Raw genomic sequence first — 26,747 nt, 5'->3', positions numbered from 1 at the left:
GCCGTATCGCTATCTGGTCTGGCTGTTCACCAAGTTGCCGCTCGCTGCAACTGCCGACGACTATGCCGATCTCATGCCTTGGAGAATGCCTGCCGCCCTCAACCGCTGAGGGGCGTTGTTAAAAGACCGCATACGCGTAAGCAGTGGAGGTGTTGCAAATGAAGCAGCGGCGCAGGATCTACTACACTGAGACTCAAAAGGCACTGATGTGGGAGCGGTGGCGCAAAGGTGACACGCTCCATCAGATTGCCCAACTGTTCGATCGCCACCATTCCTCTATTCAGGGGATTCTTGCCAGAACTGGCGGAATACAGCCAGCGCCTCGACACCGCTCCCAGCTTGCCTTGACGCTTGCCGAGCGCGAGGAAATCTCGCGCGCAGTCGTCGCCGGCCAGTCGATCCGATCGATAGCGGCGCGATTAGGACGTGCACCATCTACGATCAGCCGCGAGGTGCAGCGAAATGGCGGAAGGCAGGACTATCGGGCGAGCCAGGCCGACGCGCTCGCCTGGGACCGCGCACGGCGCCCAAAGACATGTAAGCTGGTCAGGAATCGGACACTCGCCCAGGTTGTGGCAAGCAAGCTCCGATTGCAGTGGTCGCCGGAGCAGATTGCGGGTTGGCTCAAGCACGTGTATGCGGTCAACAAGGACTATCAGGTGTCGCACGAGACTATCTATCGGAGCCTCTATATCCAGGCCCGTGGTGCGCTGAAAAGAGAGCTGCTGGAACACCTGCGCCGTTCTCGGGCCATGCGTCGATCGCGTCAACACACACTGAAGACCGAGGATCGTACGAACATCCGCGATGCCATATCAATCAGTGAACGCCCGGGCACTGCCGAGGACCGAGCAATACCCGGGCACTGGGAAGGCGATCTGCTGTTCGGCAACGCCAACAGTCAGATTGCAACACTCGTCGAACGCCAGACCCGGTTCGTGATGTTGGTAAAGATCTCCAGCAAGGACTCTGAGGCTGTCGTCAATGCTCTGATAAGACACGCCGGCAAGCTACCACAGGAATTGTATAAATCGCTGACGTGGGATCGGGGCACGGAGATGGCTGGCCACAAGCGCTTCACTGTCGCGACGGACATCAAGGTCTACTTCTGCGATCCCCAGCATCCCTGGCAACGCGAGCCTATCCGAACCTTTGTGTGTGAGGCATAAACTGATGGCCAAGGAGCCACTTTATGCCACGCAAACGCAAGGAAGAAGTGACGATTGAGCCGGGCAAGGGCTTGAACCTGGACCCGGAACTGATCAAGCAACTGGTGCCCGGGACGCTGGACCGCGCAACGATCAACGAGCAGCTCGCTGCGCTCAAGAAGGCGATCTTCGAGCGCGCGCTGGGCTACGAGAAGGGCGAAGCCAAGCCGGTAGGGCGCACGAACCATCGCAATGGCACCAGCCGCAAGCGCATCGCGACCGACGACGACCTGCTCGACGTCGAGATTCCGCGCGACCGCGAAGGCACCTTCGATCCGGTGCTGATCGCCAAGGGCGAGCGACGCTTCACCGGCTTCGACGACAAGATCATCGCGATGTACGCACGCGGCATGAGCGTGCGGGAGATTCAGGGTTTCCTGCTGGAGATGTACGGCATCGAGGTGTCGCCGGACTTCATCAGCACGGTGACCGATGCCGTGATCGACGAAGTGCGCGAATGGCAGCAGCGGCCGCTCGAGCCGATGTACCCGGTCGTGTTCTTCGACGCCTTGCGAGTCAAGATCCGCGACGAAGGCGTTGTGCGCAACAAAGCGATCTACCTGGCACTGGGCGTGCGCCGCGACGGCACACGTGACGTGCTGGGCCTCTGGATCGAGCAGACCGAGGGGGCTAAGTTCTGGCTGCGGGTGGTGAACGACCTGAAGCTGCGCGGCGTGCAGAACATCCTGATCGCCGTGGTCGATGGCCTGAAGGGCTTCCCGGAAGCGATCAACACGGTGTTCCCGGAAACGACGGTCCAGACCTGCATCGTGCATCTGATCCGGAACTCGCTGGACTTCGCCAGCTGGAAAGACAGGAAATCGGTCGCAGCGGCGCTCAAGGAGGTCTACCGGGCACCGTCGGCCGAAGCAGCCGCCGTGGCGCTGGATGCGTTCGATACGAGCCCGTGGGGTACGAAATACCCCCCGATTGCCGCACTCTGGCGCCGGGCCTGGGATCAGGTGATTCCGTTCTATGCCTTCGCGCCCGACATCCGGAAAATTGTATATACGACCAACGCGATCGAGTCGCTGCACATGCAGCTTCGGAAGATCATCAAGGCGCGCGGCCACTTCCCGTCGGACGAGGCCGCGCTCAAACTGATCTGGCTGGCCCTGCGCAACGTCGTTGCCAAGTGGACCGGCTCCCGGCACGATTGGAAGAGCGCCATGACCCAGTTTGCGCTGCTTTACCCGGAACGATTCAACATTGGAGTCTGAATCTCAACCCGCCTCACACACGAAATTCCGGATACCTCCTGCCGACACGGTTGCCGGTGCGCAGGCCAGCGCCAATCTCTACTCGCTCGTCGAAACCTGCAAGGCGAACGGCATCGAACCGTATCGCTACCTCGTCTGGCTGTTCACGAAGCTGCCTCTCGCTGCAACCGCCGACGACTACGCGGCCCTCATGCTATGGAGCATGCCTGCCACTCCAAACCTCTGATGGGCGTCGTTAAAAGACCGCATACGCTTCACCTATACGCCCGGACGAGGTACCAAGCTCGCTGACAAACTGTTCGCCGGCATCCGCAAGGGCGCGGTCCTGATGACGGACGGCTACGAACCCTACAACGACATCGCGCAGCGTTACGAGCTCGAACACCTCGGATGCTGGGAGCACGTGAAACGCTACTTCGTCAAGGCGGAGGACAGCGTGCCGAAAGCCGCGCGCACATCGGATCTACTCGCGTCGCGCTTCATCAAGCTGATTGGCAGGCTGTTCGCCGCGGAAGCGCGCACCGAAACGTGGGAGGTCGAGCGCCGACAGCGTTTGCGACGGCGATACAGCGTCCGTGTACTCGATGCCATCCATGCGCTTGCACTCGAGCAATCGCCGGGCGTCATGCCGAAAAGCTTGCTCGGCAAGGGGCTGACCTATCTGCGTGAGCAATGGCCGAAGCTGATCCGCTACGTCGAGAACGGCAACTGGCCCATCAGCAACAATCCCTGCGAGAACTCGATTCGCCAGTTCTGCGTTGGACGCCGCTCGTGGTTGTTCGCCGACACCGTTCATGGCGTCGAGGCGAGCGCGAACCTTTACTCGTTGGTCGAGACGTGCCGCGCGAATCGCATTGATCCCTACCGCTACCTCACTTGGCTGTTCCAGCGTCTGCCGCTGGCAAAGAGCGTCGACGACTACGACGCGCTGTTGCCCTGGATGATGCCCGCCGATCTCCGCTGACCCACGTTCCTGCCACATCTCACGCGCCTCGCCATCTCACTCTGAGGGGCGTCGCTGATGGATCGCATACGATTGAATTCATCAAATTCCCGGCAATGCATCTAATATTTTTTTGCTTTACCTAAATTTGTTTACCTGCAAGCATTACTCCGCGGTTTGAGAAGAACTGCATGGATTCCGAACATTTCTTTCTGATATCCTTAATTTTCCATACATGGAGCTTCAGATGAAGATCGAAAACAAGATGATCATGAAAGGTGCACAAAGCAAAATCGTCCACGCGATTACAACTGCCCTGAAGTGACGGCAGCGTAGTGAATTGTCGACGGCGGATCCCGGGATCCGCCATATCGGACCGAGGCGACCGATGAGCCCCATCGAACAGAACGGCGACCTGCTTCAGATGTTCAATCCAGACGGCGTCCGGCTGGCCAACGAGACCGTTCGGCCGGTATTTCCCGATCTCGTCGATAAACTGGCTTCCGACATTTACGGATACGCGTATCGCTGACCCGGCCTTGATCTGAAGACACGGCACCTCGTCACGCTCGGGGTAATCAGCGCCATGGGCGGCTGCGAGAATCAGTTGCGTTTTCAACTTGGCGCCGCCCTGCACCTCGGCATACCGATCGAACAAATTCGCGAGGTATTCATTCAGGTGCAGGTTTTTGCCGGGAACGCACGGGCGTTCAACGCGGCAACCATTTTCAAATCCGTTGCCGACGAGTTTCAGAAGAGCGAATAGCATGATGCCCTCGACCCGATGGCAACTGATCGTGACTTATGTGTTCGCCGACGCGGCCGTGACGGTTTCGTCGCGCATCCTGCAGTTCTATGCCACGTGGCTTTTGCTGAAGGACATCGCAAGCCCGTCGGCGCTCACGCTGACGCTGATCGCGACGTGGGCGACGACCTTGCTGTTCCTTCCATTCGTGGGCGTTGTCGCCGAGCGAATCCGCAAGAGTACCGTGTTGCTGGGTGCATCGCTGCTCGCACTTGCATCGGTGATCCCGGTCGTCGGCGGCGCACGTACGCTTCACGCCACCCACGCGAATTGGCTTGTCGTCGTTATCGTCATCGCCAGCGTGACCTCGAGCATCGCCGTGGCGGCCCTGATGCCGCTGAGCACCCCGCTGATACCCGAGATTTCGCCCGATGCCGACGAGGTTCGCAGCGGCTTGCGCCTGAAGGCATCGGGTTTCATCCTGAACATCCTGTTCGGCCCGACGCTGGCGGGCTTCATGATCGGGGCGTTCGGAGGCGAGTCCGCGCTCTGGCTGAGTGCCGCGAGCAGTTGTCTCGGCGTCGTGGCCTCGCTCGTCTTCCACATGTCGTTCAGTGCGGTGCAGCCCGTGCGAACGCGTGCCGGGCCGGCACCGTCGTTCTTCCGGGACCTGCGCCACGGGATGCAACGGGTACTCGGCATTCGAGCCGAGCGGGCGATCGCGGCGGCGTCGCTGCTCGCCAACATGCTGTTCGTCCCGTTCGTATTCTTCCTGTTGCCAGCCAAGGTTCTCGCGGAGGGCGGCACGATGCTGAACGTGGCCTGCATCGAGCTATCATTGGGCGCGGGCGTATTGGGGGCTTCTGCCTTGCTGATCCAGCAAGCCCGGCGCATCGCTTCCGATCATGCAATTTCGAGCGTCGGCATCGGAATGATCGGCGCCTCCATTTTTGCGTTCGGTTGCACGCACCATCTCGTCACCTGGTGCGTGCTGGGTTTCGCATTGGGTGTCGGGTTGACGACGTTCAACGTTACCGTCAATTCGAAGCGGGCGATGGCGATTCCGGAAGGACACCGCACCGGCATGGAATCGAGCCTGATGTTTCTTGCACCGCTGCCGCTCCTTTCGGCATCTGGATATCGGGCGTGGCCCTCAAGACACTGTCGCCCGACGCCGTCATCATCTACGGCAGCGAACTTTTCGTGCTTGCACTCCTCTGCATCGTCTTTTCCAGGCCGTTGAGGCTCATGCTCAATTCCGGAGATAGTGGCTTGCCCCACTATCTCCAAACCAATCGAGAACTGTTCGACCTTCAATCACTGTCATGACCTATCCCTTTCTTCCGCTGGCGGGTGTGGCTTCGTCGCTGTCGACGGGGTTCAAATCCCAACTGAAGTCCGCGTACGAGGATCTGCTCGAACAGCTCACGGCCCACGCGCCGGCGCTGTTTCCCGACAGCGTCCACGCGCACTTCGCAGCCTTGCAGCCCGCCGGATTCAATGGATTTCACAGCTTCGCTTACCACTATGTGATCCGCTTGGCGGAACTGAACAAGTTGCCGGAAGCGTCGCGCCTGCTCATGGTCATGGCGCGCGACCGATACGAAACGCTGCCTCGATTCACGCCGGCGTCGCGCATCGATCGCGAGTTGCTGCGTGAGGTGCTGGACGAAATCTCGGGCGGCACCTCCTATACGGAGATTGTCTTGCGGCCTCTGCCCCGGGAAAAGGAGCAACTCGCGGAAGCGGCCATGACACACGGCGTTCGGGTGCTTGAAGCCGCTTATGCGGAACTCGCCGCGGAGATCGAGATCCTCGTCGGCTCGATCGTCTTTTTTGAATCCGCCGGTGCGACCAGCGAGCGTGCGTTATCGCTAACGGGTGACAAGCTTCAATCGATGATTCTCGTGAACGGGGAGATCGACCTGAGCTGGATCTTCCTGCTCGACAAGCTGGTTCACGAGGCGGCGCATACCTACCTATATGGCATCAATCTGCGCGAGGAACTCGTTCACAACAGCCCGGAAACAAAGTATGCGTCTCCGCTGCGTCGGGATGCCCGCGACATGCTTGCGATCTATCACGCGACGTTTGTCATACAACGCCTATTGGTTGCGTTTACGCGCATTCTTGAGCGTGCGGTGCTATCTGACGCCGATCGGGCCACGATCAAGGAGATGCTCGGGCTGTACCATGCCCGGCTCGATGCCGGCTTCTCGACGATCGAGCGTCATGGCGTTTTGTCCGACGTCGCGCGGGAATTGATTCATGAGGGGCAGGATTGTGCGAAATCGCTGGCGTCCTGCTGATTGAGGCTGCGTGCCAAAGCGCCCAAGCTGCTCGACCGCAAATCAGGGCTGTTGCGGGAAGGCAAAGACGCTACTGCAAAGTCACGGTGGATTTGCGCGCATCGGGACAGACGTGCAGTCGCCACCGCGTGCTCCGGTTGATGCGGTCGGTTAACGACCGAGGATTCAACGCTCCCCCGGTTTCGCCACTGCAAGACTAACCAGACGCAAAAACTCATCTTTCTCGGCCCTCGAATTCATCGGGAATCGCTCGAACGATTCGGTCCGGCGCAAATCGGCGTAGAGCCCGGTCGGATCTTCGTGAAAATGAAGGAATGCTTTACTGCTGCAATAAAATACTCCTCGCGACCTTTCAGTCAGTTTCGGTATCTCGCACAATCGACGCAACACACTTTCGGGTCGATCAAGCGCGTCGGGGCCAGCGTGTTGCATATCGCATCCTTTACCAGTATGCATCTGGCGCAATGATACCGATGTTCGCCATGCAGTGCGGAAACGGACATTCCGCTGGCCCAAAAGATCGCGGCCCTCTCGCTTCCCGGCCCATGCAATCACCGGTTTACAGTGTTCTTAGGCCGTTGAATCCCAGGAGTCGAACGACTGAATTCGGGCGTCGAATCGAACTTGGCGAAAGAGCAGATTGGGCGTGAGTGTGCGTTGCCGACGAGCAGTGTCGGACGGCGGCTTCCTGGCAAGCTACCTTGCATCCGCGACCGGCAGCTCCGGGTCGATTGCGGATTCAACCGGGGCCGTTATCCAAGATTGAAATGGCCCGAAGAAATAAGGCAGGTCAGGGAAATAGATGGCAAATTCTAGACTGACGATACGTCCTCCTCGCGCCCGAGTACTGAGGCTGGCACATTTCAGCCTTCAGAAGATCCGGGGATGCCGCGTCGCCATCGGCGCTTCGGGCATGTGCACTTCGAGGTTACGCCTTGAAGGATCGCGGTAGCGCCAATCCGTGCTTCCGGAACAGGCGGGCGAGATAGGACGGTGAATCGAGACCGACCGCTGCCGCCGCCATAACGACCGTCATGCCGGGTGATTGCAATAGCTGCGTGGCGTGATGCACACGCTGCCGCGATTGATAGTCGACGATGGATTCGCCAGTGACGTCGCGAAACAGGCGCGTCAACGTGCGCCGTGACAGACCGAACTCGTAGGCAATGCGATCGAGCCCCATCGATTGATCGAGTGTCGCGTCGAGAAATCCCCGAATGTCTTTCACGAGTTCACGGCGCGCGTCGATGGGTGTCAACGGCAGATGGCCCGCGATCAGTCCCGCTTCGACGCACGTGGCCGCCAACGTCTTGTTAGTCAGTTCCCGCCGATAGGCCGCGAGTTCGCCGACGTCGTGCTGACCGGTGTCGGTGGCGAGACGCACCGCGTTGAGCAGCGCCAACGGCGCGGACCGGATGGCAATCTTCGCGCACGACAGGCTTCTTTGCGCCTTGCGCTCGCAGAACGCGACGAAATCACTCGCCACATAGACGGCGACGTGTTCCTGCTCCTTCCGATAGCCGTGCGTATCGTGCAGGCGCTGCGGCGGCACCACGACAAACGACTTGGGCGCCAGGCGCAAGGGCGAGGCGTTCGATTCGACGTTCAGGATCAGTTGGCCGGTGCGCGGCAGCAAGAACATGTACTCGTCATGTTCGTGGGGCTGCGTGCGGTAATCGCCGATCGAAACCTGCCGAACATCGGCAATGCGATTTTCGGACAAGTGGGTATTGGCGGTCGGATAGTGCTTCACGAATTTACCCTTGGGCGCTCCATGCGGTGGGTAGCGACTGGCCATAGCGGGCCTTGTGGACCGCTGTATCAATGGGATGTCCCAGTATAGCGGTACAACCTTCCGTGCACGTAGCCGGGCACTCACGCAGCCAGCCAAGCCCGGTTCTCAGGGAAAACACGGGTGTGCGCGGACTCCCGCGCGGTGGGCCGGACGCCCGATTGGCCCGGTTGTGTGCTTGTCGTGGCCCAATAGGCGGCGAAACTTTGGTTCCCGTTCGGCATGCTGGCGTCACTTACACGCTGGAGCCAGTTCATGTCGGTCGAGAATGTCCCGTCCTTGTTGCCTCATTCCCCCAATGCCACATCCCGGTTACCCCCGCACGGTGGCATGCATTTCGTGCGCGTCTTTCCCGCAGGGCAGGGCGGCGGCAACCCCGCGCCCGTCGTACTGGATGCGGATTCGCTGTCGGCGGACGAGATGATGGCGATCGCCGCGCGCTACGGTCACGAAAGCGCATTCGTGTGCGCACCGCGTGATACGGGCAGCACGTATCGTCTGCGCTTCTTCGTCCCCCGGCACGAGATGGAGATGTGCGGTCATGCGACGCTCGGCGCATTGTGGCTTCTGCGGCGGCTTGGCCGCTGGACATCCCGCGTCGCGACGCTCGAGACGTTGAGCGGCATCGTCGACGCTCGCTTTGACGAAAGCACGCAATCCATCGAAGTGAGCCAGCCCAAAGGCATCGTGCAATCGATCGAAGACGCGCGGCTGCACGCCGCGATATGCGATGTGCTGCGCATCGATGCTGACGATCTGGATGCTCTCGGCATCGTCAACGCCACGACGAGCCGGACCAAGACGCTGATACCGATTCGCTCGGTGCAGCGACTTCATGCACTGACGCCGTCCTTCGAAAAGGTGCAGGCGCTATGTGACCAGCTCGAATCGACGGGCCTTTATCCGTTTGCGGTCGAGCGTACACAACCTCTCGAGGTGCACGCGCGCCAGTTTCCGCGCTCGTCCGGGTATCCGGAAGATGCGGCGACGGGTATCGCCGCGGCCGCGACCCTCTACGGTGCGTTGCACTACGGCCTGCTCGCGCACGGCGCGTCGGGCATGACCGTGCATCAAGGGTACGCGATGGGCAAGCCGTCCAGCATCCGGGTCGAAATGCGAGACCCCGACAACGCCGACGCGGGCTGCTGGATCAGCGGCGCAGTCGAAAGCATGATGCTGGAGCCGCAGCAATGAAGATCTTTACCAACGACCAGATCGCGGCAGTGCTCGACGTGCGCCTCGCATCGGACGCCATTCGCGATGCCTATCTTGACCTGCAGAACGGCACAGCGGCCGTTCAGCCTCGCGCACGCATCGGCTTGTCCGACGTGAAGTTCAGCGCAATGAGCGCAATGCTGGGCCTGGCCAAGGTCGCGGCGATAAAGATGTACACGACGATCGACGGCCAGTTCCGCTTTTACATCGCGCTGTTTTCGCTCGTCGATGGCGGGCTCCTCGCGATGCTCGAGGGCGATGCGATCACGGGCGTGCGCACGGCCGCGACCACCGCGCTTGCGGCCCGACATCTGGCGCGTCCGGGGAGCCGACGCCTCGGACTGTTCGGCAGTGGCGTGCAGGCGCGGGCTCATGCCGAGGCCTTGGCCGGACGAGCCGGATTGCGCGCAGTGATGATTCACAGCCGCGATGCCGTATCCGCGCATGCACTTGCCGACAGCCTCGGGCATCGGTTCGGTCTCAACGTATCGGTGGTCGATGCCGAAGCGTGCGCCGCGGCCGACATCGTTGTCGTCGCAACGCGTGCATCCGAACCGGTCATACGCGGCGAGTGGCTACGACCGGGGGCATTCGTCGCGAGTATCGGCGCGACGCGTCCCGATCAACGCGAACTCGACGACGCGTCGTTGCTCGCGGCCTCGCGCATCGTCGTGGACTGGATGCAGCAGACGCCGTTCGAAACGGGTGACCTGCTGCGCCCGTCGCGTGCCGTGATCGACAGCAGGACGATGGTGGACCTTTCGACCGTCATCGGCGCCGACGAGCAGCGCGCACGGGACGCCCCCGACATCGTGATCTACAAGGCAGTCGGCATCGCCCTGCAGGACGCGGCCGTCGCGCATATGGCTTACCTGCGGCTTGGCGCGTGACGCCTCTCGTCAATGTCGTTTGTCAAAGATACGCTTGGAGACACTCATGAAATTTCCTCTTGCTGCACGCATTGTTGTCGGGATGGTGCTCGGCATCGCAATCGGCGTTGCCTGTCACGCGATGCTGCCCAACGCGGATGCAGCCAACCAGGTCGGCGGCTATTTCTCGCTTCTCGCCGACGTGTTTCTGCGCCTGGTCAAGATGATCATCGCGCCGCTCGTGTTCTGCTCACTCGTCATCGGTGTGACGAAGATCGGCGATGTGCGCGCGGTGGGCCGCATCGGGATCAGGACGCTGGGCTGGTTTCTCTTCGCGTCGTTCATCTCGCTCGCGCTGGGCGCGCTGATCGCCAACTGGTTGAAGCCCGGCAGCGCGCTCAACCTGCCGTTGCCCGCGATCAACGCCTCGACCGGGTTGAGCACGAGCGGGCTGTCGCCCAAGGAATTCGTGGCGCATCTAGTGCCCAGCAGCATTGTGGGGGCGATGGCGAACAACGAAATCCTGCAGATCGTGGTGTTCGCCGCCTTCTTCAGCGTCGGGCTTACGACGCTGGGCGACAAGGCGCAACTCGTCGTTCGCATGCTCGACCAGGTCGCTCACGTCATGCTGAAAGTGACCGGCTATGTGATGGCGCTCGCGCCTTTCGCGGTGTTCGGTGCGATCGCGAACGTCGTGACGACGCGCGGCGTGTCGGTTCTCGTAACCTTTGGCCGGTTCATGGGCGAATTCTACGGAAGCCTGATCGTGCTATGGCTTCTGATGGTATTGGCCGGTGGCGTGTTGTTCGGGCGCAGGGTATTTTCGCTTGTGCGTTTCATGCGCGTGCCGATGCTGATCGGCTTCAGTACGGCCAGCAGCGAGTCCGTTTATCCGAAGATGCTGGAACAACTGGTCCGTTTCGGTGTCCCCGAACGTATCGCGAGCTTCGTTTTGCCGATCGGCTATTCGTTCAATCTCGACGGCACGATGATGTACTGCACATTTGCCACGCTGTTCATTGCGCAGGCGTATGGCGTTCATCTGTCGTTCGTGCAGCAGTTGTCGATGCTTGCCATCCTGATGCTGACCAGCAAAGGCATGGCCGGGGTGCCGCGCGCCTCCTTGGTCGTCATCGCCGCGACACTGGGCCAGTTCAATATCCCCGAGGCCGGGCTGCTCCTTATCATCGGCGTTGATCATTTCCTGGACATGGGGCGCACGGCGACCAATGTGCTGGGTAATGCGGTCGCCTCGGCCGCCGTCGCGAAATGGGAAAACGTGCTCGCGCCGTCGTCCGCGGATGTTTCGGTCGATGATGCCGGCGGACATCACAAGGACGGGACTCGCTCGGACGACGAAGGGGCTATTGCGGGAGTGTGAGGTGCTGCTCCAACCACTCTATAAGCGTAGGCTGCCGAAAAGGCTGCGTTGTGATCTGCTGTGACGCTCGCCTTCCGCAGTGGCTAGAGTGTTGATTTTCACCGAGTCTTAACCCACCGGGGATGCGGACAAAATCGTGGACTACTTTGGAGGTAGTCCATGTATTCATACCAAGAACGCGTTCGGGCGGTCGAGTTGTATCTGCAACTCGGGGGGGCGAAGCAAGGCGACCATTCGCCCGTTGGGTTATTTGACGAAGAATTCTCTGAAGGCGTGGTGTAACGAACTCGAGAAGAGCGGCGATCTGCAGCGGGGGTATGTTCGCGTAATGCCGATGTACTCCGAAGAATGAAAGTAGCACTCGGGCATTACGTCAACCACGGGCGCTGCTTCGCCTTCATCCTCAGGAGATTGGGCTATCCCTGTCGCCAGAAACTGTCGAAGTGGGTTCGCGAGCGCTATCCGGAGGCCAGGAAATGCGTGGTTGGCAAGGCCGGCCGACCAGCTGCTTCATTGGTGTCCGAGCAGGCTGCGGCGTGCCGGGAAGCCGGACAAGTGGCGGAAGCCCTGACGCATTTGATGATGGCTCCCGTCAATGCTAGTCCCGCCGACTAGAGTTGTTAGCGGAGGTGGCGTGGGAGGCCACTTCCGCTATAGTGCTCGGCCTATCTTGACGAAAATCGATCGATAGACCGCCACATCTTGGGAAGAATCAAGCCTATTAGCGAGTGCTCGTATTTCGTGTCAATTCAGCGGATTTTGCTCAACTTGTATGGCAAAATGAAGCGAGCAATCATGGCAGAATGTTCTGCAAGCCATTGATTTTATTCACATATGCCGCTCAACTTTATTGACAAACGATACACGATCAAGACGAAGCCTTTGCGATTTCAGGCGTGGTTGATAGCGCAGGATATTCGCAGGACGCCTATCTGGCCAACTCGGTCAGGCGAGCGGCGGGTGCGGCTTGGAAGCGGTCGTTGCGGTAGAGGGAGCCTGAACGGCTGTTGAGGGTGGCGGATTCAACCGGGCCGTTGGAAGGTCATTCGAGAGTCCGTTTTCACGCCGGTCGCAGACGCTATAGGGGACGCGTTGCGGCGCCTATGCCGAGGATGGTCCGACGACGTTCTGTCAAAATACCCGCTTACTCCTCCTGACTGATCGCGGAATGGAACTCAGACAACTACGCTATTTTCTCAGCGCCGTGGAACACGGAAGCATGGGCAAGGCAGCGCTGGAACTCGGCGTGGTGACCTCGGCATTGAGTCAGCAGATCAGCCGTCTCGAAGGTGAACTGTCCACACGTCTGCTGCAACGCACCTCGGGCGGCGTCGTTCCAACCGACGCAGGTTTGGCGTTCTGGCGTCAGGCGCAACTCGCGCTGCGTCATATCGACGATGCCGCGCTCGCTGCACGCTCAGCCCGTCTGTCGGGCCATGTCAGCGTCGGCATGGCGCCGAGCACGGCGAGCGTGCTAGGTGTCGCATTCATGCAGGCCATGCGCTCGCGCTATCCCGATGTGCGGCTGCACATGGTCGAAAGTCTCTCCGGCTATCTTGCATCCATGCTGAGCGCGCGTCAGATCGATCTCGCCGTGCTGTTCCGCGAGGAGTCCGCACAACGCTGGAGCGTGCTGCCGCTGCTGGACGAGCGGCTGTTCCTGATCGGCGCGGGCGATCTCGATGGCATGCCGACGAGCGCATCCGTCCGGCTGAAAAATCTCGGCAGGCTTCCGCTCGTTCTTCCCAGCGGCACGCATGGGCTGCGTTCGCTGCTGTTATCAGCGTTCAGGCGCGCCGAATACGAGCCGAACATCGTCGCCGAAGTCGACGGCCTTGCACTCCTGATGGACTTCGTCCGCACCGGCATCGGCGCGACCATACAGCCTGGCGCGGCGCTCGCAAGGCCCGAGAACGTGATACTGACGAGCGTGCCCGTCGCGGATAAATACGCCACACGGCACAACATGCTCGCCAGCATCTCCGACGACGAACTGTCTCCCGCCGGTCTCGCTGCGCGCGTGGTGCTCGCCGATGTCGCCCGTCAACTGGTGCAGGAGGGGCGCTGGCCCGGTGCGCGGCTGCGGGAGCCTCGGCCTTCACAAAAAGTGAAGACCCCTTGACGGCTGGCTGGTAGCGACGCGGGCACGAGACCTTTACGATTTGTCCAAAAGGAGACAAGTCTGATGGTCGATGTGCTCGTAATCGGAGGAGGCAATGCCGCGCTGTGTGCCGCATTGATGGCGCGCGAAGCGGGCGCCTCGGTCCTGCTTCTCGAATCCGCGCCGCGCGAATGGCGCGGCGGCAACTCGCAACACACGCGCAATCTGCGCTGCATGCACGATGCGCCGCAGGACGTTCTCGTCGATGCCTATCCGGAAGAGGAATTTTGGCAGGACCTGTTGAAAGTCACCGGCGGCATCACGAATGAGCATCTCGCGCGGCTGACGATCCGCGCGTCGTCGTCGTGCCGGCCGTGGATGCAGAAGCACGGCGTACGCTTCCAGCCGCCGCTGTCCGGCGCGCTGCACGTGGCCCGCACCAACGCGTTCTTCATGGGTGGCGGCAAGGCGCTCGTCAACGCGTATTACCGCAGCGCCGAAGCGCTCGGCGTCGATATCCGCTATGAAACACCCGTCGATTCGCTTGAACTTGACGGCAGCCTCTTCATCGCGGCGCGCAGCGGCAGCCAGCGCTTCGAGGCGCGCGCCTGCGTGCTGGCGGCAGGCGGCTTTGAATCAAATCGCGAATGGCTGCGCGAAGCGTGGGGGCAAAACGAGCGCGGCGAATGGCCCGCCGACAACTTCCTGATTCGCGGCACGCGCTTCAACAAGGGCGTGCTCATCAAGCATATGACCGACGCCGGTGCGGACATGATCGGCGACCCGTCGCAGTCACACTGCGTCGCCATCGATGCACGCGCGCCGCTGTATGACGGCGGCATCTGCACGCGCATCGACTGCGTGTCTCTGGGCGTCGTGGTGAATCGTGACGCCGAGCGCTTTTACGACGAAGGCGAGGATTTCTGGCCGAAGCGCTATGCAATCTGGGGACGGCTCGTTGCGCATCAACCGGGGCAGATCGGCTATTCGATCATCGACTCGAAAGCAATCGGCCGCTTCATGCCGCCGGTGTTTCCGGGCGAAAAGGCCGATACGCTGCCGGAACTCGCGCGCAAGCTCGGGCTGCCGGAAGCGCGCTTCATGGAAACGCTCGCGCGCTATAACGACTCATGCCGCGACGGTACCTTCGACCACACCGCGCTCGACGACTGCCACACCGAAGGTCTCGCGCCGCCCAAGACGCACTGGGCGCGCCGCATCGAGACGCCGCCGTTTTACGGTTATGCGTTGCGGCCAGGCATCACGTTCACGTATCTCGGACTAAAGACCAATGACCGTGCGCAGGTTCACTTTGGCGGCAAAGCCAGTGAGAACCTGTTCGTGGCCGGCGAAATGATGGCCGGCAACGTGCTCGGTAAGGGCTATACAGCGGGCGTCGGCATGTCGATCGGCACGGCCTTCGGGCGCATCGCCGGGACGCAGGCCGCGCGCGCCGTACTCAAAACGACGGAGGCAACCAGTGCAGCAGTCTGACCCGCTCGCGCCCGAACGCATGCGCACGGCGTTATCGGTCGATACGAAAAAAACGTCGCACGGCAGCACGGCGCGCGTGATCCCCATTGTGCCGATGAGCGCCGGCGAAACCGAAGTGGCACGACAGATGCAGATCTGCAACGCCTGCCGCTACTGCGAAGGCTTCTGCGCCGTGTTCCCGGCCATGACGCGCCGCCTGGAATTCGGCAAGTCGGACGTCAACTATCTGGCGAATCTCTGCCACAACTGCGGCGCGTGCTATCACGCGTGCCAATACGCGCCGCCGCACGAATTCGGCGTGAACGTGCCGAAAGCGATGGCCGAAGTCCGGCTCGAAACCTACACCGAATACGCGTTTCCCGCGTCGTTCGGCGCGCTGTACAAACGCAACGGCCTGACTTTGTCGGTGGCACTGGCGGCCGGACTCGCGCTGTTTCTGCTGCTCGGTACGGCATTACACGGCGGCTTGTCGGGCGATGTCGCGCCAGCGAACTTCTACGCGATCTTCCCGCACAACCTGCTCGCGGCGATGTTTGGCATCGTTTTCCTGTTCGCCATTCTCGCGCTCGGCGTGGGCGTCACGCGTTTCTGGCGCGACGTGTCGGCAGGAACGGCGAGCGCGCCAGCCGTCGCGGAAGCGGCCAAGAACGCGCTGACGCTCAAGTACCTGGACGGCGGCCACGGCGACGGCTGCAACGAAGAGAGCGATGCCTTCACACTGGCGCGGCGTCGTTTCCATCACCTGACGTTCTACGGCTTCATGCTGTGCTTTGCAGCAACCGCAGTTGCGACGCTCTATCACTATGCATTTGGTCTGGAAGCGCCGTATCCGTTTCTGAGCGTGCCGGTGCTGCTGGGAACCGCGGGCGGCATTGGGCTGATTGCGGGGGCGGCGGGACTGCTGTGGCTGAACCTGAAACGCGTTCCGGAGCGGGGCGATGCCCGTCAGCGTCCGATGGACCGCGGCTTCATCGCGCTCCTGCTTCTGACGAGCGCATCCGGTCTCACGCTGCTCGCGCTCCGCACGACCTCGGCGATGCCGTCGCTGCTCGCGATTCATCTTGGCATCGTGATGGCGCTGTTCGCCACGCTGCCTTACGGCAAGTTCGCGCACGGCATCTTCCGCTCGGCGGCGTTGCTCAAATCGTCGATAGAGAAGCGGCAACGCAACACACTGAGCCTCAGTTCGGATTAGCAGTCACTAGGGCGCCTTGGGCGCCCGTCACTATAGATAAGAAGCAGGAGACGCAATGAACCGCACAGAATCGATCGCCGCTACCTCCGGCGTTTCGCCCATGACGAGGGCCGCCGCCGTGTTGCGCGTGACCAGCGGCAATTTCATCGAACAGTTCGATTTCTTTCTGTTCGGCTTCTACGCGACATCGATCTCGAAGATCTTTTTCCCGTCCACCAGCGAGTTCGCCTCGCTGATGCTCGCCTTCGCGGTGTTCGGCGCGGGCTTTCTGATGCGTCCGCTCGGTGCGATCTTTCTCGGCGCGTATATCGACAAGGTCGGACGGCGCACCGGGCTGATCGTTACGCTGTCGATCATGGCGAGCGGCACCATTCTGATTGCCTGCGTGCCTGGGTACGCGACGATCGGCCTGCTCGCGCCGGCGCTCGTGCTGCTCGGGCGTCTGTTGCAGGGCTTCTCGGCGGGCGCGGAACTGGGCGGCGTGTCTGTCTATCTCGCGGAAATGGCGACGCCCGATAACAAGGGCTTTTACACGAGTTGGCAGTCGGCGAGCCAGCAGGTCGCCATCGTCCTGGCGGCGGCCATCGGTTACGGGCTGAACCAGTGGCTGTCCGCGCAGCAGATCGGTGCATGGGGCTGGCGCGTGCCGTTTTTCATCGGCTGCGCGATCGTGCCGTTCCAGTTCATGCTGCGCCGTTCGCTGCAGGAGACCGCAGCGTTCGAAGCGCGGCGGCATCATCCGCAGGCGCGCGAGATTTTTGCGATACTGCTCGGCAACTGGCGCACCGTCATCGGCGGCATGCTGCTGACGGCGATGACCACCACCACCTTCTATCTCATCACCGTCTATACGCCGACCTTCGGGAAGTCGGTGCTGAAGCTGTCCACCTCCGACAGCCTGATGGTCACGCTGCTTGTGGCTGCATCGAATTTCGTCTGGCTGCCGATCGGTGGCATAATTTCCGACCGCATCGGCCGCAAGCCGCTGCTGCTCGCCATTTCCATGCTGGCGATCTTCACGTCTTATCCGGCGCTGTCCTGGCTCTCCGATGCACCGAGCTTCGCGCGCATGCTGATCGTTCTGCTGTGGTTCTCGTTCTTCTTCGGCATGTATAACGGCGCGATGGTCGCCGCGCTCACCGAAGTGATGCCGGTCGAAGTGCGCGTCGCGGGCTTCTCGCTGGCGTTCAGTCTCGCGACGGCGCTGTTCGGCGGCTTTACGCCGGCGGTATCGACGTATCTGATTCAGGTCCTGCATGACAAGGCCGCACCAGGCTACTGGCTGAGCTTCGCTGCGCTCTGCAGCTTGTGCGCGACGCTCAGGCTGTACCGTCGCCGCGCGGGCAGCAACGCGTCGGCGGCATCGTCGGCCTGATAGCGATTGCATCGGCCCGTTTACGTAACCCCGGCGTTGCACCGGGCTTTCGCGTTTTCAGCGGCGACAAGAAGGGTCGATGCGGTCCAGCTTGCGCAGCAACGCAGGCCACTCCATCTTGCCGTAAGAGCGGCGCGTCTGTGGTTGATTGCTCATGTGCCCGGCGCGCAGATTATGGGCTGACGGCCTATTCGACTGACCAACGAGTGGGCTTGCCGGGAATTTTTCATCTGCATGTCGGCAAACGATCATCGGAACGTGCGGCTGGCATTGGCCGCATATATCGATCACCTGTTGACGGACTGATTTTACCGGCTCACATGCCAATGGCTGAGCGCCTGAATCCGCACTTAGATAACGGATGTTCCCTCGGTCGCGTCGCTACTTGATGTGCTTCAACAGCCCGCTGTCGGGCAAGCCCCAGATTCGTCCAACACTGCTGGTCGACAAAGCCGGATGTGCTCGCGATTACCCATCACGAGCGTCAAGCGATCGGGCAACCCGAAAGCCAAGATCATCGATTGCAAATGTCGGATGGCTACGACGTCGATTCGTAGCAAGGCAGCCTCGTTCGGCATCAGCCCAACCACCGCCACGAAACACGCGATACGAACCATAGACTTCTGGGTCGTATAGATCGGCGCACCACTCCCAAACGTTTCCTAGCGTGTCGAAAAGCCCCCAGTCATTTGCTTGCTTTTGACCCACCTCATGCGTGTGCCCCCCCGAGTTTTCTCTATACCAGGCTATATCGCCGAGTTTGCCGTATCTCGGACCATTTGTTCCGGCGCGGCAAGCGTACTCCCATTCAGCTTCGGTGGGCAGGCGATAGCCGTTACTTTCTGGGACAAGAGAAGCCCCCGTTCCATCGCCATGAAATTCATAACAGTCGAGAAGGCCGGCCGCCTTTGAAAGCATGTTGCAGAACTGGGCGGCATCAATCCAGGATACGTTGACTACTGGACATTGCGCGGCGACATATGACGATGGCCATTGTCCGGTTACCGCAGCATATTGCGCCTGAGTGACGGGATAGCGGCCGATCAAAAAGTGCGGTAGGTCGACAGACCATCTACGGCCAATTCTGTCGTCCCTCAATGCAATCGTTCCTGCGGGAACGCGTATCGTTTGTATATCGAGTGTTTCAGACAGATGTTCCATTTTTCTTCATGACAATAGAAGCTGCTTACAGCGGCAAAGGCCTCCAATGCAGTATCTCACAAGGGCTTACCTCGCGTTAACGGAAGCAGCATGAGTGGGTAGCGAGGTGCGCCAAAACGAAGGATGCGTTGGATCAAAAGCGCGCGCGTTCGATAGTCGGACGAAGCTGACGTCGCGCGAGCGACTGTTGTATGTTTGCGGATTCAACCCGTCGATGCAACGAATTGATGAAATCGCTCAGCCGGTGTATCGAAGTTTAGTGTCTTTCGCGGACGCTCATTGAGCCGTCTGGCTACGGCGTTGAGCTTGACCTGCGAGGCGAAGGGTTTCGCAGACGGTGGCGAATCCAGCGCAGACTTGCGCTTCATTCGCGCGGCCGGGCCAAGCAGCTCGCTCGAAGCACGGCTAAATGTCGTAACCAACGACAGCATCGATCTCGGTGACCTGCGTGTCGATGGAGAGCCACTGCGGCTGGACGAGTCGGCCTGGCGTGTCGACTACGCCAATAATGTGGCGACTTTGTCGGCAACGCGGCCGGCGGCCGTGGCAGCCTTCGTATCCCGGCTTCGCAATGGCACAAAGCTTCAAGTCGGTTCGGAAGCAAGCGCTTATATTCCTCTCGATTGCATGGTCGCCGCGCTGTTGCGCATCGATGATCGACAGGGACGAATCGGGGGTGTTACCGCACTGATCCGCAAGGGCCCTGCACCGGCCTCCCGAGTCACACTCGCACCGTCACTACCGGTCGTACCGACACGGAAGATCGTTTCGCAGTTGCCCGATCAAGAGGAAAAGAGCCTGATCACGCGCACGAAACATATCCGGGACGCCAGTAGTTGCGAGAACAATGCGTCAAAGTATCTCGAAGAAGCGGCGTATGCGCTCAACACACAGAAGGCGTTGGTTTTTCTCCCATGCATTCAGGGAGCCTACCAAGGATCATCGGACGTGTTTATCGCGCCGCGCATTGGTGGAGGAGCACCGGAGCCCATCAAGCTGAGAGATCCTGCGGGGGAAGTTTTAGACTCCTCACTGTTCGAACCGAGCTTTGACCCTGCTACTGGCGTCCTATCGACTTTTGCCAAGGGGCGCGGGCTGGCTGATTGCGGTTTTCGGGCCGAATGGATCTGGGATGGTCAGGCATTTCAGATTTCGGCTGCGTCGCAGCAGAATACCTGTGGTGGTGTTGGGCCCGGTGACTGGCCCACACTCTATCTGTCGCGAAAGAGGTAAAGAAACACCTATGTTCCCGCAGGCGCCTTCGATCTCGGTTGCGAGCGCGGCGCGTATGTTCGCGCCACGATCTGGCATCAGTGAGGCATCAGCGGCACGAACGGCCGCTGGCCCTCTGGCGTGCTTTCTCCATGAACATGGGCATATCAAAGACCGGGAGATCGTCATCGGACAGGAGCGACTGATGCAACCACCGTCTCCAGACGTCATCAAAGTGTGCTCGACATTGACGACGGCAAAGTTTCGCGATTGATGGCCGGAGGTGGCGCTAAGGTCGCGCGGTCGATGGATCTGGAAGTTTGACGAGAAGGGTCGCTCCGAGTCGCGAGCGCCCAGCCGCGACCCGCCGCCAGGGCGGCGACGGTCCTCCTCGAAATGTCGCGTCAGCGCGAAGCCTCGCCGTCGCGGCGCGATGATCCTCGACCGCCGACGGAGTTCAGGCTGCCGCCGCCTTATGAATCGAGTCGTGCTGATCGCCACCCAGGATATCGACGAGACTGGTCAGCATCCGCCCCAATTCACCCGTCATCAGCGTGACATCCGAGTCGAAGCGTTCATCGTCGTTCTGCGCGGTGGGATCCGTCGCCTCCTTGATCACGTCGAGCGGCGTGACACGCTTGATCGTCAGCGACGGTGTCAGCACGAAGGAGATCCGGTCATCCCAGGTCATCGCGAGGCGCATGCATTGTTTGCCGGCCTCGATGTGCCGGCGCATGTCGTTCGCTTCCAGCGCGTGGCCGACGTATCGCACCGTGGCGCCGCCTTCGCCGCTCGAGCGCAACTCGGCGTCCTGGTCCACGGTGAATCCGCCCGGCGCCTCGCCGGACAGCAGCCAATCCGTCATCGCGGCGACCGGCGAAAGCGCCACATGAACGCCGGCGAGCGGCAACTGATCGATCGATTTGACGAGCAGGCCGCGAACGTCGTCGGCAAGAGCCTGTGCAGCCGCATCGATGACGAGCCAGCCGTTCACCGTATCGATCCACACGCGGGTATCGCGGCGAATGGTGAACGCGCGCGGCAGCAGTTCGTCGGTAACCTGCTCCTTGAGTTCGCGCAGCTGTTTTCGCCCCACCTTGAAGCCCTGCTGCTCCTCGACTTCAAGCGCCCGGGCCTTGGTTACCTGATTGACGACCGACGCCGGGAGCAGCTTCTTTTCGGCACGAAACAGCAGCAGCATCTGCCGGTTGATCGAATACACAAGCGCGCCGTCGTCACGCGGCGACGCCCATCCGAAGGTCTGCATCTCGACGCTGCTGCCCGGTTGAAACGCGTGGGGCGCCAGCCATTTTTCCATCTGATCGGGGGTAACGGCCCAAGGCGCCGGAAGACGATGAAGCTGAAGATTTTTGAACCACATAGGAGTACGGGCAAAGCGCACCATTCTATATGACGGTGATGCTTCCAGGCCATGAAGCGCCATTCATCCAGGCCGCCACGTGGATATTCGTGCGTCCGCTCCGCCCCTGTGAACCGCCGTTCGACCGTGAACGATGTGCGTTGCGTCGTCGGCCATAACGGACGTCCGGCTGTCGCCGTGCGCGAGGCTCACGTGCTTTGCCCGCAACTTCGGGGCATGGCGGTAGCCAGACAGCCCGTCGATCCGTCCCCCCAATGCCTTCGGCCCGATAAAGCATAGCGTTCCCAGGGGGCGCGACATCGCGTCCAGCGCAGACAAGAAAAGAATGCCTTGACAATTGAAGCATATGCTCCTATCTTGGCTGCAAGAGAGCATATGCTCTTATTTCCAAATGGAGCCAAGCCATGAACCAGGCCGAAATACTTGTGAGCGGTGCAACCGGACGGACCGGAGGTATCGCTATCGACGAATTGCTCAAGATGGGCAGGCGCGTGCGCGCATATGTGCGCACGGACGACGATCGGGCAGCCGCCCTGAGGCAGCGCGGAGTCGATATCGCCGTTGGAGACTTCACCGACATCAATGACATCCGTGCAGCGATGGAAGGAATCCGATCGGCCTATTTTCTCCATCCGATCGCGCCAGGAATCATCGGGGCTGCAGCTTATTTCGCGCAGGCCGCAAAGGAGGCGGACGTCAAGGCGATCGTCAACATGTCGCAGATTTCCGCGCGCCGGGAGTCGAAAAGCCACGCGGCCCAGGATCACTGGGTTTCCGAGCGGGTCTTCGATTGGTCGGGCGTTCCGACTACACATCTGCGCCCCACGTTCTTTGCCGATTGGCTCGTCTATCCGCATTTTGCGAAGGAGATCTGGGCCCGGAAAAAGATCGAATTTCCCTTTGGCAATGGCCGTCACGCACCCATCGCCACTGATGATCAGGGGCGGGTTATCGCCCATGTCCTGGCCAATCCCGAAGGCCACGAGGGCAAGATCTATACGCTCCATGGTCCCGTCGAGATGAACCATGCCGAGATCGCCGCGGCGATGAGTGAGGCTCTCGGAGCCCGGATCGAATACGAGCCAAGTTCCATCGAGGAGTTTCGGATCAAGATGGAAAATCTCTACAAATTTCCACCGTTCCTCACGCAGCATCTGGTCGAGGTTGCTCAGAACTACCGTGACGGCGTCTTCGCGGGTACCAACGATGTCATCGAGAAAATTACCGGAAAGCCGCCACTCTCGGTCCAGCAGTTCGTCACTCGGAATCGAGCCGTATTCGCGTGAGCACAACCCCAAACGAGTCGAGGTTTGAAAATGGCACACACTCAAGACGAGCGTCACCCGTTTCTGGACGATCTAACAACTGATGCAGAGTTGGTCAGCTCGGTGTTGCGTGGCCCCGTATCAGGGCGCGACGAAATCCGGCTGGCAGTCAACACCGTCGGAACGTTCTACGCCTCGCAGACGCCCACATTTGTTCAGGCTGTCGGTTCGCGGCTCTTTCTCGAGTACGAGGCCGTTCTGACGAGCGGCGAGAACCTGAGTGCGGTCGTCGTCGTCGACCACAACTCCGACGGATCAGTGCCGCGCGTTAGCGTACGGATGAGCCCGCTTGACGCTGTGCTGACTCTCGCTGCCCATCTGCGGGTGGCACTTTCAAAGCAGCTTCCGGAAAACCTTTTTCTTTGAACCAGGCGCCCGCAGGCCAGCGGAGGAAGATGCATCTCCCCGGAGCGCGCGGCTTTAAAAAAGGAGCTTGTCATGGAAATCAAGAACGCCACCGTCTTTATCACCGGCGCCAATCGCGGCCTGGGCCTGGCTTTTGCACGAGAGGCACGTCGTCGCGGGGCGACGAAAGTGTACGCGGGCATGCGCAACACGAATGGCTTTGAAGAGCCGGGCATTGTGCCGGTCAAGATCGATGTTACGGATACGGCGTCGATCGCTGCAGCTGCGAAACAGGCGGCGGATACGACTCTGCTGATCAACAATGCGGGCATAGCTGCGCTGATCGACGGGCCCATGGCGGCCGACGTCGAAGCGCAATCCACTCGCATGTTCGATACCAACTACTACGGCGTAGTGCGCGTCACGCAGGCCTTCGAGCAGATATTGGCGGCCAAGCGGCATGCGGCGATCATCAACGTGCTTTCCGACATCGTGTGGCTTCCGCGGCCGTATCTGACGCCGTATGCGGCGTCAAAGGCAGCAGCATGGAGTTATACGAACCAGCTTCGCTTTCATCTGCATGAGCGTGGCATCCAGGTTCTCGGCCTGCACGTCGGATTCGTGGATACCGACCTGACCAATGGCATTGACGTGCCTAAAGCCAGCCCCGAGGATGTTGTGCGGCGGACCTATGATGCTCTCGCCGCCGGCAAGAGCGAGGTTATGGCCGACGAGGGTACAGCGGTGCTAAAGAGTACGCTAGCGGCTGAGGTGCCGGGCTACATTACTCCGCCGGAAGGGCTTTAAACGCCGCAGATGACGAGAGTCGGCTACGGGGGCGAGACTTGAGGCGCGCAGATTGCCGGGGCGCCAACGTTTTCAGTGTCGACTTTCATCGAAAGATACCGCCGTACCTTCGCGCGTGCGCGTAGCATTCCGGCAATCAAAAGAAATGAGGAGTGGAACCAGATGTTGCCGTTCGACCAGCCGCTTGGAATCGATCAATGCAACTGCTTCGCAGTGAGGAAGGCGAGCAGGCAGATATCCCGCCTCTACGATAGCCATCTCGAGCCGGCGGGCCTGCGCATTACGCAATTCCTCACCCTGGCCGCACTGGACGAGGTGGGAAGTGCCGCGGTCAACGCTCTTGCCGAACGGCTCGATATCGAACGGACGGCGATGGGGAAGATGGTTGGCTTCCTTGAGCGCGACGGCTTCGTCGCGATCAAGCCCTCGCCCACGGACGGTCGAAGCCGCGTTGTCGAGCTCACCGAAGAAGGACGGCGCCTGCACAAAAAAGCGGCCCCGCTATGGCGGGAAGCGCAGCGGGAGTTCGAGCAGTTGAACGGCGTAGAGAATGTCGCGGCGCTACGGGAGGGGCTTAGAGGAGTGGTCGTCGGCGATGTGACGGTACGCCCCCCCGGGGACTGACGGTCCACAAGAATTGCCGCAAACGCACGAGACCGCCGCTGCCCGGGACGATAGGAAGTGACGAGGCGTCGACAAACACGAATGCGGCATGGGCGGATTGAATCCGCACTTGCTTGCAGCCGCTGATTTCGTACTGGGTCGAGAGTCCGGAGTGGGGCGGCGGTCGCCTCTCGCAGACGTCGGCAGCCGGCGGCGGTACCGGCCGATCCCCAAAAGGGTGAGCTTAGGTCTTGGCGTAGGTTGTGCGCCGAGCCTTGTCGGAGAGGCCGCAGGTACTGCCGCATTACTCGCGAGTGGCTTGCAGTGTATCGGGTAACAGGATAGTCATCGGTCAGACGTAAAGCTGCTTTGGCTTCCCGAGTTTATCTGCGGCTCTGATCCGGTCCATCGGCGCACAGCGGATAAAAGAAAGGCCCGCGATGTGCGGGCCTCGTATCAGCAATTGCCTTTCTTCGCTTGTCCGGGCGGACAGAAACCGTTCCCCGGACCACCTTGCGGCGCGACCACTACCGGCGGACCGGGAACGTAAGCCACGCAGCCGCTGAGTGCACCGATCATGCTCGCCGCAGCAAGCAACGCGATAACCCCTTTTTTCACTTCGTTCTCCCGTTGAGGGGAAAGGGCCGTTCGGCCCTTTCCGTTATGCCGTTGAACCGTCAGAAATTGAAATTGACGTTCGTCTGGCTAGTCGTTGCATTGACGTTCGTCGATTGCGTTGCGCCCGACGCTGCGTCCGCTTCGATCGTATATTGGCCCGCCGACGCCGGCGCCGCAGCCAGCGTGACCGGCAGCGAACCGGAGTACGTGCCGACGATCGGCGCGGCCGTCGGCACCGACAGCGCGTACGCGCCCGTGTCCAGGTTTGCGTTGATCGACGTGATCTCGTATGCGTTTGCATCGATCGTCTGCAGTGCGCGCACCAGCGCGTTCGCGCTCGCCGTCACCGTGCCGCTGACCGTGCTCATCGTCGAAGCAGGCAGCGTGATCGGCAGGTTCGACGTCGACACGGCCGTGCTCGCGTTCACGACAACCGGCACCGAGCGGACGACACCCGATGCGACGTTGTTCTGCACGATCACGACGTCGTAATTGCCCTGCGTCGAGCTCTGGATCAGCGGCGACAGCACGAACTTGCCGCTGCTATCGGCCACCGTGCCGCGCACGACCTTGCCACGCTGCTCGGCATAGACCGTTGCGCCCGCTTCGGCCTGTGCGACGTAGCCGGAAATCGCGCCGCTCACGACCGTCGGCGTTGCCGTCACGACCGGCTTGAGCGCATAGGTGCCGTTGCCGCGCTGCACGATCGATTTGCACGCATTGAAATCGAGCACGAGGTCGACGAGCGTGTTCGGCTGGACCGTGAACGGCGAGATGATCTTGTAGCCGCTTTGCGTCGCGCTCGGCGTCGCGAGCGCCTGCTCGCTGCCGCCCGTCGGCACGACCGAGTTCGCGAGCGTGTTGCCCTGGTTCTGCGCGAGCACGAGGCGTACCTGCTGGTACTGGCCGGCCGGCAGCGCGGTCTGGCCGAGATCGGCGAGTGCGCCGTTGGTCAGCGACAGCAGGTCGATCTTCTGCGGCGTCGGCAGCGTGATCGTCGACCAGCCTCCGTCGTTGTCGCCCGCGTTCGAACTGGCGTTCACGCGCACCTGCGACACGGTGACGAACACATGATCGAAGCCGCACGACGGTGCATCGGTCATCGCGACATGCAGCGTGCCGTTCTGCACGCTGCCGCCGTCGTCTCCGCCGCCGCAGCCGGCAAGAACGAACGGCACGATTGCAGCGCAAAGGGCACTTTTAAAGAGCTTATTCATTGTCACCCCCCATGGGTGTTATTGTGGGTAACCGAAGAATAGCGTCGCTTCAGCCTACTATTTTGGGCATCTTTGCAACGAACGGTAACTTTTGGTTCTATCGGTAAATCGTCCGCGAGATTGATGTCGCGTCAGGGGAGTGAAGCGGAACAGGGCGGCGATTATCGAGGGAGCGTGCGCAATGCAGGCGGCACGGGACAAAGCGATTGCGACGCGGAAGTAGTTAGTATC

Annotated in this window: 21 protein-coding genes and 5 pseudogenes; 20 read left to right on the top strand and 6 right to left on the bottom strand. The window is 60.9% G+C overall.

Going from position 1 to position 26,747, the window contains the following annotated elements:
- From ACPUER_RS25870 to tnpC, 5 genes and pseudogenes are all read left to right on the top strand, one after another.
- Positions 1-109 (top strand): transposase domain-containing protein (locus ACPUER_RS25870; protein ID WP_425132492.1); only part of this gene is annotated, 109 nt, incomplete at its 5' end.
- Between the two features lie 49 nt (positions 110-158).
- Positions 159-1,136, top strand: a pseudogene (locus tag ACPUER_RS25865) (IS30 family transposase); the annotation flags it as partial.
- 56 nt (positions 1,137-1,192) lie between these two features.
- Positions 1,193-2,428: an IS256 family transposase gene (locus ACPUER_RS25860; RefSeq protein WP_425132491.1), complete on the top strand. Its 1,236-nt coding sequence runs from the start codon at positions 1,193-1,195 to the stop codon at positions 2,426-2,428.
- Positions 2,429-2,468: 40 nt separating this feature from the next.
- Positions 2,469-2,654, top strand: a pseudogene (locus ACPUER_RS25855) (transposase domain-containing protein); the annotation flags it as partial.
- Between the two features lie 27 nt (positions 2,655-2,681).
- A pseudogene (gene tnpC, locus ACPUER_RS25850) lies at positions 2,682-3,392 on the top strand (IS66 family transposase); the annotation flags it as partial.
- A 121-nt stretch (positions 3,393-3,513) separates the two neighbouring features.
- Here the strand turns inward: tnpC and ACPUER_RS25845 are convergent.
- Entirely contained in the window at positions 3,514-4,140 is a 627-nt protein-coding gene (locus ACPUER_RS25845; RefSeq protein ID WP_425132490.1) for a hypothetical protein, read from the bottom strand.
- On the opposite strand from ACPUER_RS25845, the gene ACPUER_RS25840 reads away from it, so the two are divergent.
- Both ACPUER_RS25840 and ACPUER_RS25835 read left to right on the top strand, forming a co-directional pair.
- Positions 4,139-5,359 (top strand): MFS transporter, encoded by a 1,221-nt coding sequence (locus tag ACPUER_RS25840; protein WP_425132489.1) that lies wholly within the window; start codon positions 4,139-4,141, stop codon positions 5,357-5,359. The genes ACPUER_RS25845 and ACPUER_RS25840 overlap by 2 nt on opposite strands.
- A gap of 82 nt (positions 5,360-5,441) precedes the next feature.
- The gene (locus ACPUER_RS25835) at positions 5,442-6,425 is read left to right on the top strand and encodes an aKG-HExxH-type peptide beta-hydroxylase (protein WP_425132488.1); all 984 of its coding nucleotides are present in this window, start codon (positions 5,442-5,444) and stop codon (positions 6,423-6,425) included.
- Between the two features lie 928 nt (positions 6,426-7,353).
- On the opposite strand, the gene ACPUER_RS25830 is transcribed toward ACPUER_RS25835, so the two are convergent.
- Positions 7,354-8,178 carry an AraC family transcriptional regulator gene (locus tag ACPUER_RS25830; protein ID WP_244096983.1) on the bottom strand — a complete coding sequence of 275 codons (825 nt, stop codon included), beginning with the start codon at positions 8,176-8,178 and terminating at the stop codon, positions 7,354-7,356.
- Positions 8,179-8,472: 294 nt separating this feature from the next.
- On the opposite strand from ACPUER_RS25830, the gene ACPUER_RS25825 reads away from it, so the two are divergent.
- From ACPUER_RS25825 to ACPUER_RS25790, 8 genes and pseudogenes are all read left to right on the top strand, one after another.
- Positions 8,473-9,411 (top strand): PhzF family phenazine biosynthesis protein, encoded by a 939-nt coding sequence (locus ACPUER_RS25825; RefSeq protein ID WP_083534107.1) that lies wholly within the window; start codon positions 8,473-8,475, stop codon positions 9,409-9,411.
- Positions 9,408-10,322, top strand: coding sequence for an ornithine cyclodeaminase family protein (locus ACPUER_RS25820; protein ID WP_072439539.1), 915 nt, complete (start codon positions 9,408-9,410; stop codon positions 10,320-10,322). Before ACPUER_RS25825 ends, ACPUER_RS25820 begins: the two co-directional genes overlap by 4 nt.
- Before the next feature lie 46 nt (positions 10,323-10,368).
- Positions 10,369-11,682 carry a dicarboxylate/amino acid:cation symporter gene (locus ACPUER_RS25815; protein WP_425132487.1) on the top strand — a complete coding sequence of 438 codons (1,314 nt, stop codon included), beginning with the start codon at positions 10,369-10,371 and terminating at the stop codon, positions 11,680-11,682.
- Between the two features lie 159 nt (positions 11,683-11,841).
- Positions 11,842-12,216 (top strand): annotated as a pseudogene (locus ACPUER_RS25810) (IS3 family transposase); the annotation flags it as partial.
- A 634-nt stretch (positions 12,217-12,850) separates the two neighbouring features.
- Positions 12,851-13,804, top strand: coding sequence for a LysR family transcriptional regulator (locus ACPUER_RS25805; protein ID WP_310136269.1), 954 nt, complete (start codon positions 12,851-12,853; stop codon positions 13,802-13,804).
- 63 nt (positions 13,805-13,867) lie between these two features.
- Complete coding sequence (gene tcuA, locus ACPUER_RS25800) at positions 13,868-15,277, top strand: FAD-dependent tricarballylate dehydrogenase TcuA (protein ID WP_425132486.1); 1,410 nt, start codon at positions 13,868-13,870, stop codon at positions 15,275-15,277.
- Positions 15,264-16,472, top strand: a complete 1,209-nt coding sequence (tcuB, locus tag ACPUER_RS25795) for a tricarballylate utilization 4Fe-4S protein TcuB (RefSeq protein WP_310136273.1) — start codon at positions 15,264-15,266, stop codon at positions 16,470-16,472. Before tcuA ends, tcuB begins: the two co-directional genes overlap by 14 nt.
- A gap of 55 nt (positions 16,473-16,527) precedes the next feature.
- The gene (locus ACPUER_RS25790; RefSeq protein WP_425132485.1) at positions 16,528-17,847 is read left to right on the top strand and encodes an MFS transporter; all 1,320 of its coding nucleotides are present in this window, start codon (positions 16,528-16,530) and stop codon (positions 17,845-17,847) included.
- Between the two features lie 57 nt (positions 17,848-17,904).
- Here ACPUER_RS25790 and ACPUER_RS25785 read toward each other — a convergent pair.
- Both ACPUER_RS25785 and ACPUER_RS25780 read right to left on the bottom strand, forming a co-directional pair.
- Positions 17,905-17,994: pseudogene (locus tag ACPUER_RS25785) on the bottom strand (class II aldolase/adducin family protein); the annotation flags it as partial.
- 321 nt (positions 17,995-18,315) lie between these two features.
- A complete protein-coding gene (locus ACPUER_RS25780) occupies positions 18,316-19,008 on the bottom strand; it encodes a formylglycine-generating enzyme family protein (protein ID WP_076476802.1) in 693 nt (230 codons plus the stop codon).
- A 279-nt stretch (positions 19,009-19,287) separates the two neighbouring features.
- Here ACPUER_RS25780 and ACPUER_RS25775 point away from each other — a divergent pair, with 279 nt between their 5' ends.
- A complete protein-coding gene (locus tag ACPUER_RS25775) occupies positions 19,288-20,241 on the top strand; it encodes a DUF1176 domain-containing protein (RefSeq protein ID WP_425132484.1) in 954 nt (317 codons plus the stop codon).
- A gap of 436 nt (positions 20,242-20,677) precedes the next feature.
- Here the strand turns inward: ACPUER_RS25775 and ACPUER_RS25770 are convergent, their stop codons facing one another.
- Positions 20,678-21,601 (bottom strand): recombination-associated protein RdgC, encoded by a 924-nt coding sequence (locus tag ACPUER_RS25770; RefSeq protein WP_425132483.1) that lies wholly within the window; start codon positions 21,599-21,601, stop codon positions 20,678-20,680.
- Positions 21,602-22,005: 404 nt separating this feature from the next.
- Between ACPUER_RS25770 and ACPUER_RS25765 the strand changes: the two genes are divergently transcribed.
- The 4 genes from ACPUER_RS25765 to ACPUER_RS25750 all read left to right on the top strand — a co-directional run bounded on the left by ACPUER_RS25765 (position 22,006) and on the right by ACPUER_RS25750 (position 24,702).
- A complete protein-coding gene (locus ACPUER_RS25765) occupies positions 22,006-22,887 on the top strand; it encodes an NmrA family NAD(P)-binding protein (protein WP_425132482.1) in 882 nt (293 codons plus the stop codon).
- Positions 22,888-22,917: 30 nt separating this feature from the next.
- Positions 22,918-23,292 carry a hypothetical protein gene (locus ACPUER_RS25760; RefSeq protein WP_175963472.1) on the top strand — a complete coding sequence of 125 codons (375 nt, stop codon included), beginning with the start codon at positions 22,918-22,920 and terminating at the stop codon, positions 23,290-23,292.
- A gap of 72 nt (positions 23,293-23,364) precedes the next feature.
- Positions 23,365-24,078: an SDR family oxidoreductase gene (locus tag ACPUER_RS25755; protein WP_425132481.1), complete on the top strand. Its 714-nt coding sequence runs from the start codon at positions 23,365-23,367 to the stop codon at positions 24,076-24,078.
- Positions 24,079-24,240: 162 nt separating this feature from the next.
- Positions 24,241-24,702 carry a MarR family winged helix-turn-helix transcriptional regulator gene (locus ACPUER_RS25750; RefSeq protein ID WP_175963474.1) on the top strand — a complete coding sequence of 154 codons (462 nt, stop codon included), beginning with the start codon at positions 24,241-24,243 and terminating at the stop codon, positions 24,700-24,702.
- A gap of 656 nt (positions 24,703-25,358) precedes the next feature.
- Here the strand turns inward: ACPUER_RS25750 and ACPUER_RS25745 are convergent.
- Positions 25,359-26,516, bottom strand: coding sequence for a DUF4382 domain-containing protein (locus tag ACPUER_RS25745; RefSeq protein ID WP_425132480.1), 1,158 nt, complete (start codon positions 26,514-26,516; stop codon positions 25,359-25,361).
- Positions 26,517-26,747: the final 231 nt, after the last annotated feature.

Source organism: Burkholderia sp. DN3021 (genome assembly GCF_049805555.1).
Taxonomy (GTDB): Bacteria; Pseudomonadota; Gammaproteobacteria; order Burkholderiales; family Burkholderiaceae; genus Burkholderia; species Burkholderia pyrrocinia_C.
Note: the sequence above shows the minus strand (reverse complement) of the source record. Positions and strands in the feature narration are given on the sequence as shown.